Annotated in this window: 12 protein-coding genes; 2 read left to right on the forward strand and 10 right to left on the reverse strand. The window is 58.7% G+C overall.

What is annotated here, in order from left to right; translation table 11 throughout:
* Positions 1–28 precede the first annotated feature (28 nt).
* The 10 genes from AC1MEA_RS04330 to AC1MEA_RS04375 all read right to left on the reverse strand — a co-directional run bounded on the left by AC1MEA_RS04330 (position 29) and on the right by AC1MEA_RS04375 (position 10,055).
* Positions 29–835 (reverse strand): DUF4123 domain-containing protein, encoded by an 807-nt coding sequence (locus tag AC1MEA_RS04330; protein WP_480916887.1) that lies wholly within the window; start codon positions 833–835, stop codon positions 29–31.
* Positions 832–2,538 (reverse strand): type VI secretion system tip protein VgrG, encoded by a 1,707-nt coding sequence (vgrG, locus tag AC1MEA_RS04335; RefSeq protein ID WP_480916889.1) that lies wholly within the window; start codon positions 2,536–2,538, stop codon positions 832–834. The genes AC1MEA_RS04330 and vgrG overlap by 4 nt, the downstream gene beginning before the upstream one ends.
* Positions 2,539–2,726: 188 nt before the next feature.
* Complete coding sequence (gene speA / locus AC1MEA_RS04340) at positions 2,727–4,640, reverse strand: arginine decarboxylase (protein ID WP_480916891.1); 1,914 nt, start codon at positions 4,638–4,640, stop codon at positions 2,727–2,729.
* A gap of 153 nt (positions 4,641–4,793) precedes the next feature.
* Positions 4,794–5,165, reverse strand: a complete 372-nt coding sequence (locus AC1MEA_RS04345; RefSeq protein ID WP_480916893.1) for a translation initiation factor Sui1 — start codon at positions 5,163–5,165, stop codon at positions 4,794–4,796.
* A 191-nt stretch (positions 5,166–5,356) separates the two neighbouring features.
* A complete protein-coding gene (locus AC1MEA_RS04350) occupies positions 5,357–5,896 on the reverse strand; it encodes an NUDIX hydrolase (protein WP_449633952.1) in 540 nt (179 codons plus the stop codon).
* Between the two features lie 3 nt (positions 5,897–5,899).
* Entirely contained in the window at positions 5,900–6,973 is a 1,074-nt protein-coding gene (locus AC1MEA_RS04355; protein ID WP_219062536.1) for a DUF2333 family protein, read from the reverse strand.
* Positions 6,974–7,193: 220 nt separating this feature from the next.
* A complete protein-coding gene (locus tag AC1MEA_RS04360) occupies positions 7,194–7,685 on the reverse strand; it encodes a hypothetical protein (RefSeq protein WP_480916896.1) in 492 nt (163 codons plus the stop codon).
* Positions 7,682–8,185 carry an Hcp family type VI secretion system effector gene (locus AC1MEA_RS04365; protein ID WP_480916898.1) on the reverse strand — a complete coding sequence of 168 codons (504 nt, stop codon included), beginning with the start codon at positions 8,183–8,185 and terminating at the stop codon, positions 7,682–7,684. The genes AC1MEA_RS04360 and AC1MEA_RS04365 overlap by 4 nt, the downstream gene beginning before the upstream one ends.
* A 59-nt stretch (positions 8,186–8,244) precedes the next feature.
* Complete coding sequence (locus tag AC1MEA_RS04370) at positions 8,245–8,898, reverse strand: hypothetical protein (RefSeq protein ID WP_480916900.1); 654 nt, start codon at positions 8,896–8,898, stop codon at positions 8,245–8,247.
* A complete protein-coding gene (locus tag AC1MEA_RS04375) occupies positions 8,895–10,055 on the reverse strand; it encodes a DUF2515 family protein (RefSeq protein ID WP_480916902.1) in 1,161 nt (386 codons plus the stop codon). Before AC1MEA_RS04375 ends, AC1MEA_RS04370 begins: the two co-directional genes overlap by 4 nt.
* A 409-nt stretch (positions 10,056–10,464) precedes the next feature.
* Here AC1MEA_RS04375 and AC1MEA_RS04380 point away from each other — a divergent pair, with 409 nt between their 5' ends.
* Positions 10,465–12,132, forward strand: a complete 1,668-nt coding sequence (locus tag AC1MEA_RS04380; protein WP_480916904.1) for a GGDEF domain-containing response regulator — start codon at positions 10,465–10,467, stop codon at positions 12,130–12,132.
* 52 nt (positions 12,133–12,184) lie between these two features.
* On the forward strand, positions 12,185–14,146 hold the full coding sequence (locus AC1MEA_RS04385) for a methyl-accepting chemotaxis protein (RefSeq protein ID WP_480916906.1): 1,962 nt from the start codon (positions 12,185–12,187) through the stop codon (positions 14,144–14,146).
* The last annotated feature ends 62 nt before the right edge of the window (positions 14,147–14,208 follow it).

The following is a 14,208-nucleotide window of genomic DNA, read 5'->3' on the forward strand; positions in this document are numbered from 1 at the left end:
ACTCATTGAGCTGACCGCGCCCGTAAAACTACGACCGTCCGCCCTCCCAATAGGTACGCACGTTGTCGAAGCGTGCCTGCTGCCCCACGTCTGCGGGGTTCGAGGGCAACGGGGCTGTCGGAAACCTGGCCCTCAACCCGAGCCATTCATCAAGAACCAGCGGATCATTGAAGCCAAGGCGCAGGCCTTCCTGAAGATCGCGCAGGGTTTTGCGGTAACTGTTGTCTGTCGCACGGCTCCAGAAATACGCATGGCGTTCCAGCAGGCACTGTTGCAGCTTTTTCTCTTGCTGGACGCTGAGTTGGGGTTCGGCCGTCAACGGCGGAACGTCCAGCTTCGGATTGTTCAGGTACAGCCGGTCCTTATAGTCGTCGGCTTTGTCTGCCCAAGTGCCGCCGACCCAACTGATCGAGTCTATCGGCCCCAACCAGCGACTCAACTCCCGGACGTCCATCGAGTCGAAAAAATAGGAGGCGGTCTGTGCGTTGTAATAGGTGATCAAGCCTTTGTAGTGATCGCTGAACCGGACGGTGAGCATGCGGCGCAGGTGCGCCAACAATTCGTCGGTGGGCGCCGAGCAAAAAATGGTCAGGCCGGGCCATTCTGCTGTCTCCTTCTGGCAGACAACGCTAAAGGGGTCGTCGGGGCTCAGGTACACCAGCAGCGGGCCCTGCTTGCGGATCAGGTGCATCTCCGTGTCCGCCAACAGTTCGTGACAGCGGGTGTGGGCGAAGCGTTTTTTGAGCTGACTGGCCAGGCCGGGCGCGCTCGGCGTATCGAGCAATAGCCATTTATTGTGAGGCCTGTAAAAGCCGCTGAAATCGGACTCTTTCATGGCGCGCCCTCCCCATCGATTAGCGTCATCGCCCGACAGGCGCAGGGCGTCCTTTGGCAGTGGGCAAAACTTCCGCCCGAAGGCAGCTGACACAGGAGGATCAAAGGGTGACTGGCCTGCAACAGCTCCAGCAGTTCGTTGGCGCGCGCGCGCAGCTCGGCTTCATCGCGGAGCTTGTCGGCTGCAGACTGCGGCGCAGGGTCCACGTTGAACATGATCTGCGCACTGCTCAGCTTCAAACCGTCACGCCCCAGATGAACCGAGCTACCCCCCACGCGGAACAACAGTTCGCTGTCTTTTTCGAACGTCAGCGTTATCCCGCCAGACAATTCGATTTTTTGCCCTTCGCTGACAAACGTTCGCTGATCGAGGCGCATCCGCAGAATCTGCTCGTCCTCACGCGGCACCCCATTCGCGTCTGACCCGGCAGGTTCAGAAACAGACTCGGGATGGGCACGCGCTGCACGGTCAAAGCACTCTGCATCCTGACGTTGTAAGTACGCGGTGATCTCCGGCTGATCAGGGTCGTCGTGGATAAAGCTCACCATCACGTCCATGCCGACCCTCGGTTGGGCGCTCTCGTCATCGCCCTCGCCGACCAGCACCGAAGACACCGGCACCCAACAACTGGCGTATTGCGCGCCCTCGCCTTGACGCCCCCAGTCGAACTGCACATTGACCCGGCCCAGCGAGTCGCAGTGGACCTGATCGACAACGGGCCCCACCACCCGCGCGCGCTGCACACCCAGCATGGGTGGCCGAACCGCCGCAGGCGAAGGGCGAAAGCCGACCTCCCACGGCGTCGCCTGGAAATGATTGCTGTACGGCGAGTCGGAGCTGATGACAGCGGCCAGCAGCTCATCGAGTTCCTGCGGCTGATAACCCCGGTGCTGAACCTCGGTCAGGAGCCAGAGATGATTCCACTCTTTTTGCGGATGCCCACTCAACGGCAATAGCAGTCCAGCGCCCAGATAAGGCGACGTACTTTCGCCCTCGGCCTGCTCCAGAGCGCGGCGACTGTCATGCCCGCCGTCAGCGCCGCTGACGGAAAAGTGAGTAACGGCATGCCGTTCGGACACGACCTGGCGGGACTTTATTTGCGCCGATTCCGTCTGAAAAGGACAGGTCGGCGCACGTCGAAAGCCGCCCTGGCTATCCCCGAACACCAACATATGGCAGCGCTTTGAATGCTGAAAATGGTAATAGATGCCCTCTTCTTCACACAGACGCTGGACGAACTGCAAATCCGACTCGTGGTGCTGCGCGCAATACATGCGTTCACGGTACGTGCCGTTGAGTTCAAAACGGTGCGCATCGGCGCGAATGCCATGCTCCTTGAGCACCCTGGCAATGATTTGCGGGGCTGACAGGCCTTGAAAGATGCGCAGGTTAGAACGCCCGGCAAGGCACGCGAGCCGAGGACCAAGGCTTAAACGGTAGTGGCCGAGATGCGGCCCCCGGCGGCTTTGGTCTGCGCCATGGATCTGCCCGTTGATCCCGGTTTTAGTGTCGACAAAGCTCAACCAGGCTGACCGGTACATCAGGCTTTGCAGGTTCAGGTCGGAGGACTCGCTGACCACCTCCAGCTCAAACGCAAAAGGCTGGTTGATCGCTTCCGTGCCGGTAAACGACAGCACGTTGAGCCTGTGGGACAGGTTCGGGATATCCAGACGAAAAAAAGGCTCGGTGACTGGATCCAACATCGGCGGCTCCTCTACTTGGGTACGACCGGGGATTCTCGCCGAGAGAACCCTCCGAGTAGAGGGCTGGAACGCAGAACAGGAAAGAGCCTACAAAAAAACACGACAAGGCAGACAGATAGCCAGACACACGAACGGGCCACATTCAGGGCCCGTTCGTGTACAGCTCAGCCGCCGATCAGGCAGTTAGATCAGGAAGACAAGTACGACGACCGCGTCAGACCCAAACGCAACGCGTCCAGGTACTGGGTACGTTCGCGCGGGCTGATCTTGGCGCTGGCAACCTTGTCGCGGTAATGCGTCATCAGCTCGTCCGGAGACAAGTGCACGTAGCGCAGCATGTCCTCGATGGTGTCGTGAGTCTCGATGCCCCCGTGGTACACGCTGCCGTCCGGTTTCTGATAGATGTTTACCGAGTCGGTGTCACCAAACAGGTTGTGCATGTCACCGAGAATTTCCTGATAGGCGCCCACCAGGAAAATCCCCAGCAGATAATCTTCGCCTTCATTGAGCGCATGAACCGGCAAGCTGGTCTCGATGCTCTGTTCGTCGACGTACTGCTTGATCTTGCCGTCGGAGTCGCAGGTCAAATCCTGCAGGACCGCACGGCGATTCGGCTCTTCGTCGAGACGGTGCAGCGGCAGAATCGGCAATACCTGGCCAATCGCCCAAGTGTCCGGCAGGCTCTGGAACACCGAGAAGTTGCAGATGTACTTGTCGGCGAGCTTGTCATTGAGTTCGTCCAGCACCTGACGGTGCGAACGCTGACGCGCCTTCAACGAGTTGTGCAGGCGGCGACAGACCGCGAAGTAGCACTGCTCGGCCAAGGCTTTCTGCGCCAGCGTGATCTTGCCATCGGCGTACTGCGTGGCGATGTCACTCATGTAGTGCGTGGCGCGCCAGTAGGTTTCGGTGACCATCTCGATGTCGGTCGGCCCGAGCAGGTCTACCAGCCATTGCACGGTTTCCGGCAGGCTTTCCTTGTCAGCGATCTTCGGAATTTCGTCGTTGTGCCTTTCGACGTCAGTCACCTGCACCACCAACATCGCGTGATGCGCCGTCAGCGAGCGGCCGCTTTCGGAGAAGATGTTCGGATGTGGTAGCGCCTGCTCGTCGCAGAACTCCTTGAGCATGCCGACCACGACACCGGCGTAATCGTCCATGTCGTAGTTGATCGAGCTGGCATTGCGCGAGTGAGTACCGTCGTAGTCCACACCCAGGCCGCCGCCCACGTCGATATGGTCGACCGGCAAGCCCAGATTGCGCAGTTCGCCGTAGTAGCGGATCGCCTCTTTGAACCCGTGTTGATAGTCAGCCAGGTTGGCGATCTGCGAACCCATGTGGAAGTGCAACAGGCGCACGCCCTGATCAAGACCGGCCGCGCGGAAACGCTCGACCACGGACAACAGCTGCGCTGCAGACAAACCGAACTTGGATTTCTCACCGCCGGTATCAGCCCATTTGCTTGATGCCAGCGACGACAGACGCACACGCAGGCCAATCTGTGGCGCGACCTTGAGATCCGCTGCCTCGTCGATGACCAGCGCCACTTCGGATTCTTTCTCGATCACGATGAAGACGTTGTGACCCAGCTTTTGCCCCATCAATGCCAGACGGATGAACTCGCGGTCCTTATAGCCGTTGCAAACAATGGTCCCGCCTTTGGGCGCCAGGGCCAGCACGGCCATCAGTTCCGGCTTGGAACCGGCTTCCAGACCAATGGAGACGTCCTGCGTGGCGATGATGCTTTCCACCACAGCTTCTTGTTGGTTGACCTTGATCGGGTACAGCGCGGTGTATTTGCTCTGGTAGCCCAGGCGTTCGATGTTGGCGTCGAACGCGCCGGTCAACTGACGAACGCGGTCTTGCAGGATGTCGGGAAAGCGCACCAGCAACGGCAGAGAGAGACCACTTTTGCGCAGCTCGTCGACCTGTTCATACAGATCGATAGGCGCACTGCTCGGACCGTTGGGGCGAACTTCAACGCGGCCGGCGTCGTTGATTGCAAAATAACCGGCTCCCCAATGACGAATCCCATAAACACTGCGGCTGTCCGCAACTGTCCATTGGCTGCCATCGTCTTTGCGTGTGCGTCGTACGGACATCGAAGTCCCCTATAAAGAAGTCAAATAGCGTCAGCCGCAACAGGGCTGGCGCAGTGTAAAGAATGCAAGTGACGATTTGGCACTGTGTCGACAGGCGCCCGTCTGCGTTGAAGAGTAGACCCGTGTCACGGCACAGAGTTTAGAAGTGGAGGCTTAACCGCCGGACTTCTTCGCTTTGAACCCGAGCTTCACCAGCTCCGCCAACAGCAGTTCGACGTGATCGCCCTGAATCTCGATCACCCCGTCCTTGAGCGCACCACCGGTTCCGCAACGCCGTTTGAGCGCAGTCGCCAGCTCTTTGAGCGGGTCTTCGGCCAACGACACCCCCGTGACAGTCGTCACCGTTTTACCGCCACGACCTTTGCTTTCGCGACGCACACGAGCGATGCCATCTCCATCGGGGATAACGGTTTGTTTGCAGATACAGGCATCCACGGGCTGACGACAATCGGGGCAATGCCGTCCTGCGTCGGTGGAAAATACCAGACCGCCCAAGGCGGCGAAGGATGCGGCTTTTTTGGCCACCAGCAATCCTCTTGTTTGAGGACAAAGATGGGTCGGTTCCGGCGTAGCGGGTAACCGACCGCGAAGCCCCACTCAGGCAGGGGCAGCGCTACTGGGCCAATAATGGCCCAGCTTGAAAAGGTCGCGCAGTGTAACGGCAAAAAGTGCAGATGCTAAGGGCAAATATGCGCCAATTTCTTGATCTTTTGCGCCTAAGACCCTGTCCGCCCCAAATAACGCTTCAGTGCCGCCAGGGAGTCCGGGCAGTAAGGCTTGTGCAGCGTTTCACTCAAGGCCTCGGCAACCGGAATGAAGCGCGCTTCCAGCACCTCTTCAGGCTGCAACGTCAGCGGCCCGTCCCAGACGGCACTGAACACCGCGCACCACAGGCGATTGCCCGGCTGATCAAAGAAGAAATGCTCATGCACGCTCAGCGATACACCACTGACACCCAACTCTTCCTCCAGTTCGCGGGCTGCCGATTCGGCGTACGTTTCGTCAGCCAGCACCATGCCGCCAGCTGCCACGTCCCAATACCCCGGATAAATAGCCTTGCTCAAGGTGCGCCGATGCACGCACAAATCCCCGGCAGAGTTGAACAGCAATATATAGGTGCCACGTCCAATCAGACCGCGCTCGCGTAACTGAGCCCGCTCAATAGAACCCAGCTGTGTGTCCTGCTCATCGACCCAGGCGATCTGTTCGGCGTCGGAGGCGGCGCGGTGCGCGGCCTCCTGTGAGGAAAACGACATCGATCAACCCTGCGAAAGCAGTTGGCGCAGGTCGATCACAGCAGCGTTGGCCCGGGAAATGTAGTTGGCCATGACCAACGAGTGGTTAGCCAGCACACCGAAGCCGCTGCCATTGAGAATCATTGGGCTCCAGACCGCTGCCTGAGAAGCTTCCAGCTCACGAATGATCTGACGCACGCTGACCGTGGCGTTCTTTTTCGCCAACACGTCGGCAAAGTCTACTTCGATAGCGCGCAGCAGGTGCGACAACGCCCACGCCTGACCCCGGGCTTCGTAGAACACATTGTCGATCTGCATCCACGGCGTCTCGACGATTTCTTCATCGACCTGTGGCACCTGGCCCGGCATGACCGTTTCGGTCTTCAGGCTGCTGTTGAGCTTGACCCGGCCCACACTGGCAGACAGTCGTTGCGACAGCGAACCCAGTCGGGTGGCGACGTCGCCCAACCAGTTGTTCAGGTTATCGGCGCGCGAATAGAACAGCGCACTTTTCTGACTGGGGTCGGACAGGCGATCCTGATAGCGAGTCAGCGATTTGATCCCCTCCCGGTATTCGGATTCACTCGACGGCAACACCCAGCTTCTGTTGTCGAAGTTGAAGCGCGGTTCAGCGCGGGCCAAATCGCCGTCTTCCGCCGACTGGGATTGGGAACGGGCAAAGTCCTTACGCAGGGCGCGGCTCATGTCCCGCACCTGGACCAAAACGCCATATTCCCAGCTCGGCATGTTGTCCAGCCACAGCCCCGGCGGGAAGCGGTCGTTTGAAATATAGCCACCGCTCTTATCGAGCAGCGTCGATGCCACCGTCTTCAGGGTTTCGACGGTGGTGAAGCCGATCACCATCTGCTTGCCCTGACTCTCAGCGGCCAACTGCGCGTTTTGCTGAACCGGAAACAGCGCCGGTTCCTGGCTCCAGTACCAGCCGATCACTAGCGTGACCAGCAAATACAGTCCGACCAGAACACCTAGAGCACGGCTAAAAAAAACACCACCCCAGTAGCCTCGGGGGCGGGTTCCAACCGCTGAGTCATCGACACGGTCCTGTGCGCGGCCCGCGCGGTTCTTCCAGTCCAGCATGGCTATATCCTTTCAATCACGAAATTCAATGGTTCGACCACAACCTTACAGCAAGGTGCCTTGGGTGGGCACCTGCCTTTGGGCGTGTACCCTCAGGTCTAGCATGGATTCCGTGGGCAAACAGCCTTGCCTGCGAATGATCGGAGGCCTTCGCGTGACTCTGCGTGCGACTTGCAAACCCGTCACGCACCGCCGATACATCAATACATACATACGTGGGTTAGCCGAACAGCACGTGCAGGGAAATCTTCGCGCCCGCTGGCGGTGCGGGTATATGGGCTATTCCAATAACGTCGGTTCGTCGCTTACTCGTCTCACCTTCAACGGTGGCGATGTAGCTCCGATTAATAAGCGGCTCTCCTGTTTGGCTATCGGTGACGCGGAATATCCGGCGGTGATGCTTTTCCTGGGGCGGAGGGGCATTCATCAACTCCATCACGCGATGCTCAAGCAACTTCGCACCCACCGACTTATCTATTTGCCCGCCATCAAAGTAATACGCCTCGTCCCTCACCAACAACCATTCGCCATTCTCGACCTGTTTCATCACCTCGCTGTCAAACGGGAGCATCAGAACGTTACGAAGCGACTCCATCCCATCGATATCAGCACCACTTTCAAGATGCTGCTTGACGATATCCAGCGCTTCGTCAACTGGATAGGTATGTTTCAACTCCGACAATGACGGGTACAACGCGCTGATCAACTTCACGGCTGAGACCCTGCTTGCCATTCGTCATAGCCACTGGTTTTGCCGATTTCGTGTCGACACACAATGGACTGATAGGCAAAGTGCACCGTTTCCAATTGAGTGAAATGGGCAGTACTCAAGTTCTGACAGTGGGGCATGGTCGTATTGACGGCGACGATGACCGCGCCTTTCAATTCAATAGTGTAAAAGTGTTCCTGGACACCATTGCCAGAGGGGCGATACAAGTCTAATCGGCACGTTTTGATCGCTTCACCGCTGGTTGCTGCATTAAAAAGCAAAGGTGAGGACTTATCGACCGCCTTGGTGATGATCAGCGGCTTGTGCATACGACGACCGGTTACTCCGCCAGGAATAACGATTCCATGGTCGTATGCCTGCACCAGAATCTGATCTTCATGGCCCAGCTGCCATGCGTTACCAACCGAGTCCTTGCTGAGCGCACCGGCAGTGATAAGGCCTTGCTGAGTTCCGTGAATGGTCATGTAGGCGGGATTTGGCATTCGGATGCTCCATTATTTTGCGAGAAAACATATTCGGGTGACTGCCGTGGGGCGAGCACTCAGCGTGCAAGCACGGGTGGTTCGGTATGGGTGGGCAGCCATGGTTTGCCGAGATTGAGGGTGATCATGTAGCGCTCTTCATCGGGGCGTTTGTAGTCGTTGAATAGATGCACCCGCAGCAAAACCTGGTATTTGTCGCCAGCCTGCCAATAGGTTGTTCCACCCTTGTTCACGTCACGCAATTGGGCTCGCCATTCGGGGGTATCCGCGAAAGGAGGGGCGCTCCTCTGTCTGATGGGAATCCAGCCGCTCTGGCGCCATTGATCCTGTAAGTTCAGAACAACCTTCAGGACGTCATCAAGCAGCAGCGGCTCGATTTGCGGGGACATGCGAATGCCGTCAATTAGGTTGCCATCAAATCCGACGGTGAAGAAACGAGCCAGAGGGGTCACGAACCCATACTGCGGATCAATAAACCGTAGCCGCGCATCAGTCTTGGGTATGCCAAACCACACATGCCCTGGTATCAGCTGACTAAAGTTCGCCGTAGAGCGCTCTCGCAGGTCCTCGTAAGTCCCCCCCATCTCCAAGGCGATTTCCGGTTCGTCCGCTAGCGCCTGAAAACCCCAGCGCAACAGCGCCACAGCCAAAAGGGCGAGCAGGACAACGCCCAGTCGCCGACGCCGGCCACCGACGCGTGATTGCACGCTCATCGCACGCCCTCGCCAGCGGCGATGTCCTTGATCGACTGTTCCAGCGCACTGCGGTTGTCGTCGTGCAGCATCTCGTCGAAGCGCGCCGCCGCTCTGAGCACGAAGACCATCCGCTGTTCAATGTCAGACAGGTCCGCCAACGGGTTGCTGCCGAAGCCGATGGTGCGGCCATCCTCGACCCGCTGACATTGGCTGGCGAGGGTCAACTCGATGGCTTGGGCCACGCCGGAAGGGAGACCGGTGACATAGGACGCGTGGTTGCCGTGCAACAGAGCGATCAGTTGCCTGTCCTCGTAGATTGACGGTTGCAGGATGTTCCGCTGTTCGTGCAACGCAAAATGCTCCACGCTCCTGGCAATATCCCCCGCCTCTATTGCCTCAAAGGCTTGCAGGATTTCCAGGTGAGCGGTTCCAAAAGAAAGTTTTTTCTGGCCAACCGGCCACAGCACCGGGAGTTTAGGATGGCCATAAATGCTAGTGCGCAATTCCAGGCACGTCTTCAATTCCGTGAACCCGCGCTTTTTATAAAACGCATGCAACGGAAAGATATCGAGGAACAACGTGGTGTTGCCCAGCGCCAGCATTTCGTAGACGTGCTGGAACTGCTGCTGCATCAGGGATAACGGCTCTCCCTCACGGCGAATATCGGGGGATGGGACGGGGTTGCTGTCCTTCGCTTGCAGGTAATCGCGCAGCGTCTGTTTGTCCATATCGCTGATGGTGTACACGCCCGGAATGCCAGAGTTTGAGACCGAACTACCGGCCAGCAATCTCTGCCCTGCGTCGTACTCCGCCTGGACGCCGTCGACAGCACTCGCCGCATGCAACAACCCGCAACCGACTTGCTTGGAAGCAAAGGCCGCCAGCCCGGCCCACTGGAAGCGCGGCTCGTGCAGCCACAGCCTGGCGTAGGCGGCGTTGATGGCGCGGTTTCGTTCGATGGGATCGGCAATCAGGGTGCCGCCGGGGGCTACAACCTCTTCGGCCTCGCGCTGAAAAACGCGCCAGACACCCTCACAGGTCAGGACAGGCACCTCGGTGACCCTGGTTTTGCATCCGTACAGTTCGACGACGTGGCTCGCGCACTCAGCGATGGGCTTGGTGTTTTGATTCAAGACCTGTTTGTCGCATTCGTGATCTTTAAAGCACTGAGTCATTGAGGTGCCCCCTGATTGGATGTCGAAACCCTATCAGGCGCAGGCTTGCCAGAAGCCTTGAGCTAAAAAATCAGAATGTTCTTACAGCGATAGCTCACAAATCATTCAGAGCGCTGAGCCAAAAAATCAGAATTTCCTTACCTGTCTAACTCGGTGTTTTCGCCACCCTGTTGCGTCCAATTCTCAGCTGTCCGCAGGCTTGCCTGCTCATAGTCTGTTTCGGATGCAATATCTGCAAAAAAACGCCAATTTAACCCTGTGATTCTGTGCCACCCACGCAAACGGATGGTCATAAAAGGACTCAATACTTTCGGGGCTAATTGACTTACGGCACGTTGGACGATGACGAGAGGTGCTAGCATAGCGCCACCAGCCTACCTACGTTTGCACCCTCACTAGTAGCCAGGATATGACCGAGCCAGAAGATCCGAGTCGTGATCGTCTCAAGCATCATTTTGCCCAGCGGGTAATTCATCAGGCACGTCAAATTCTTGAGGTCTGGCAACGCCTGCAGCAAAGTGAATGGTCAACTGCCGACATGGCGGAGCTCACGGATTCCAATCTACGCCTGTTGCGTTTCGCCGAGCGCTTTGAGCAGGCTGAGCACGCACAACTGGCACGCAGCATCAGCGGGGCACTCGATGCGGTCGAAGCCAACCGTGGACGCCTGAGCAGCAGCCTGATCACCGAACTCAACCTGTTGATGCAACGCTTGTCACGCACAGGCCTGCGCCACGGTGACCACCTGGACCAAACCTCGTTGCCGCCCCTGCGCAAACCGATCTACGTGATGCTCCAGGACCATGAGCGCGCAGAGCGACTGGCCAAACAACTTGAATTCTTCGGTCTGAGCGCTTTGTCGCTGGACAGTATTGCCGCGTTCCACGCCACCATGGCTGAGCGCTACCCGGCAGCGATCGTGATGGACGTCGACTTCTGCGGCCCCGGTGAAGGCCTGATACTGGCGGCAAAGGTGCAAGACGGACTGGAGCAAAAGCTGCCGCTGTTATTTTTCAGCCAAAACGAAACTGACACCCCGACCCGACTGGCCGCCGTACGCGCTGGCGGTCAGGAGTTTCTCACCGGCACGCTCGACGCCTCGAGCCTTCTGGAAAAAATCGAAGTCCTCACCTGTGTGGCGCAATACGAGCCCTATAAAGTGCTGATCATCGATGACTCCCGCGCTCAGGCCACTCACACCGAACGCTTGCTTAACAGTGCCGGAATCATCACCCGCACGTTGATCGACCCGATCCAGACCATGGCCGAACTCGCGGAGTTCCAGCCTGACCTGATCATCCTCGACATGTACATGCCGGGCTGCACCGGTACCGAGCTGGCCAAGGTGATCCGCCATAACGACCGTTATGTCAGCGTACCGATCATCTACCTGTCGGCCGAAGACGATCTGGACAAGCAACTCGACGCCATGAGTGAAGGCGGCGATGACTTCCTGACCAAGCCGATCAAGCCACGTCATTTGATCACCACCGTGCGCAACCGCGCGGCACGAGCGCGCAGCCTCAAGGCGCGGATGGTTCGCGACAGTCTGACCGGCCTGTATAACCACACGCATATCCTGCAACTGCTTGAAGACTGCAGCTTCCGCGCCCGCCGCGAAGGCAAGCCGCTGAGCTTTGCCATGCTCGATATCGATCACTTCAAGCGCGTCAACGACAGCCATGGCCATCCCATGGGCGACCGGGTGATCAAAAGCCTGGCGCTGTTCCTCAAGCAACGTCTGCGCAAGACCGACTATATTGGCCGTTACGGTGGCGAAGAGTTTGCCATCGTGATGCCGGACACCGACCTGCACAACGCGCACCGAGTCCTGGACGAGATCCGCCAGCGCTTTGCCGAGATTCATTACCCGGCGCAACCGGTGGATTTGTCGTGCACCTTCAGTGCAGGCGTTGTGGAATTGTACGAAGGCGCCGACAGCTTGATGCTGGCGTCACTGGCAGATGATGCGCTGTACCAGGCCAAAGATGCGGGACGTAATCAGGTGCACGCAGGCCGCCAGAGGCAAAGTGCCACTTTAATTCATGAATCGCCCGATTCGGTCATAACACTGTAACCAAAACGCAATAACTTCAAGCGCTTACCCATAGTCGTCGGGTCGAGACCTCATGCGCCTGAAGCTGCTTACCAATCTCAATACGTTACTGCTGGTCACCGTTTGTGTCGCGTTAGGAATAACGCTTTGGTGGTCACAGCGGGCACTGGAACGCCCCTATCAACTCATGGAGCGTTACCTGAGCCTGTCTCAAGCGTTTCAGAATCACGTCGCGCGCAGCATTGAAGATTACCTCTCCAGCGGCGATGCCCTGCGCCAAAGCGATGCTATTCAGGCCATCGACAAGCTCCAGCATGAACTCGATGCACTGCCGCCACAGATGGCCGACAGCCTGCGTCCCAGCCTCTCCCAACTGCGCGAGTTCAGCAGCAACGACCTGCTGGCGGCGGGCAAGCTGGCGGGTGATCCGCAAGGCCTGCTGTTACAGGCCGAACGCGAACTGGGCGCCGCGATCGAGCAGCTCACGCACTATGCTTCCAGCAATACCAACCCTGCGGCGCCCAGCTATCAAGGCCCGCTGCTGAGCGCGTCACAGCACTTGGCACGCCTGAGCCTGGCCCGGGACAAACTGGTCAGCAGCGGCCGCAGTGAGCTGGCCGCCGATGTCGAACGCGAAGTCGCCGCCATCAGCACCCAGGCGCAGGCGCTGGATGCCTTGCCATTGCTCGGCGTCACAGCCAGTGCCGAGTCGAGCACTGAAGACTTCTCCGCCATGATGGGCCTGGGCAATAGCGAGAAAGCCGTCGCCGAAGACAGCGGCGTAGGCTACAAACGTGAATTGAGCAGCCTGCTTAACCGTTACCCTGCCGAGCTGAACCGTACCCGGGATCAGATTCAGCGCCGCGCAGAACTCAGCGCCAGCGCTCAACTCAAAATCGACACGCTGCAAAAAGCAATCACTGGCCTGGAACCGGAGGTGCGCGGACAGCACGCACTTATCCAGGGCGATGTGCGGATGATGCAAGGCCTGATGATCGGCCTGATCCTGTTGATCGCGCTGTTGATCGACACCCTGCAACGTCGCCTGTCCCGCGTTCTGACCAATCTTGCGCCCGCGTTGTCGACCTGGGCCGAGGGGGATTTCGCCAAGGACATCCAGCTGGGCGCGACCAACCGCGAATTGCGCGACATCGAAGAATCGCTGAATCGCCTGCGGGCCTACCTCGTGGACCTGGTCGGCACTATCCGCTTGAACGCCGAGCAGGTTGAAGGCAGCAGCCATGCCTTGGCCGAACTCTGCACCGGCCTGCATGGCGGCGCAGAACGGCAGGCCAGTGATACCGCGCTGATTCGCGACTCGTTGGGCGAACTGGAAGCCACCATTCAACAGGTGGCCGGGGACGCCAGCCAGGCCGCAGAGGCCAGCCGCGATGCCGGTCGCGCCGTAGAACAGGGTCAACGGGTGATCGGCCTGAGCCTGACCGGGCTGCACGCCCTGGTGGGCGAAGTGCAACACAACGCTCAGGCCATCGAACACCTGGCCGTGGAGTCGGCCACCATTGGCAGCGTGTTGACCGTGATCCGCTCTATCGCTGACCAGACCAATCTGCTGGCCCTCAACGCCGCCATCGAGGCCGCCCGCGCCGGGGAAATGGGCCGGGGTTTTGCGGTGGTCGCCGAAGAGGTACGCTCCCTGGCTCAGCGCACAGCCGGGGCCACGGGCGAGATTCAGGTACTGATTGCCAGCCTGCAAAAAGCGGCGAGCGAGTCGGTAGAAGGCATGCGCGCCCAAGTCGAACACGCCAAAGCCACCGCCAATCAGGCACAAGCCGCCGATGGCGCGCTGGATGAAATCGTCGGCGCAATCCAGACCATCGCCAACACCGCAGAACGCATCGCCGACGTTACCGCCCAACAAAGCGGTGCCGTCAGCGAAATTCGCGATCACAGCGAAGGCATCCACCAATTGGGCGGGGATAACCTCCTGCGCATCGGCGAAGGCCGCAGCCAGAGCCAACACCTGCAACAACTTGGCGGGCGATTGAACACTGCCGTCCAGGCGTTCAGGGTGTAGATCCGCCCTTTGTAGGAGCAAGCGCCTACAAGGTCTGTGTCATGCAAGACCGGGAGCAGTCC

Source organism: Pseudomonas sp. ASL8 (genome assembly GCF_056680355.1).

Excerpts from the sequence above, each read along its gene's own strand:
- AC1MEA_RS04355 (WP_219062536.1), bottom strand. The coding sequence starts at position 6,973 with ATGCTGGACTGGAAGAACCGCGCGGGCCGCGCACAGGACCGTGTCGAT.
- AC1MEA_RS04385 (WP_480916906.1), top strand. The coding sequence starts at position 12,185 with ATGCGCCTGAAGCTGCTTACCAATCTCAATACGTTACTGCTGGTCACC.
- AC1MEA_RS04350 (WP_449633952.1), bottom strand. The coding sequence starts at position 5,896 with ATGTCGTTTTCCTCACAGGAGGCCGCGCACCGCGCCGCCTCCGACGCC.
- speA (WP_480916891.1), bottom strand. The coding sequence starts at position 4,640 with ATGTCCGTACGACGCACACGCAAAGACGATGGCAGCCAATGGACAGTT.
- vgrG (WP_480916889.1), bottom strand. The coding sequence starts at position 2,538 with ATGTTGGATCCAGTCACCGAGCCTTTTTTTCGTCTGGATATCCCGAAC.
- AC1MEA_RS04380 (WP_480916904.1), top strand. The coding sequence starts at position 10,465 with ATGACCGAGCCAGAAGATCCGAGTCGTGATCGTCTCAAGCATCATTTT.
- AC1MEA_RS04330 (WP_480916887.1), bottom strand. The coding sequence starts at position 835 with ATGAAAGAGTCCGATTTCAGCGGCTTTTACAGGCCTCACAATAAATGG.
- AC1MEA_RS04370 (WP_480916900.1), bottom strand. The coding sequence starts at position 8,898 with ATGAGCGTGCAATCACGCGTCGGTGGCCGGCGTCGGCGACTGGGCGTT.
- AC1MEA_RS04365 (WP_480916898.1), bottom strand. The coding sequence starts at position 8,185 with ATGCCAAATCCCGCCTACATGACCATTCACGGAACTCAGCAAGGCCTT.
- AC1MEA_RS04375 (WP_480916902.1), bottom strand. The coding sequence starts at position 10,055 with ATGACTCAGTGCTTTAAAGATCACGAATGCGACAAACAGGTCTTGAAT.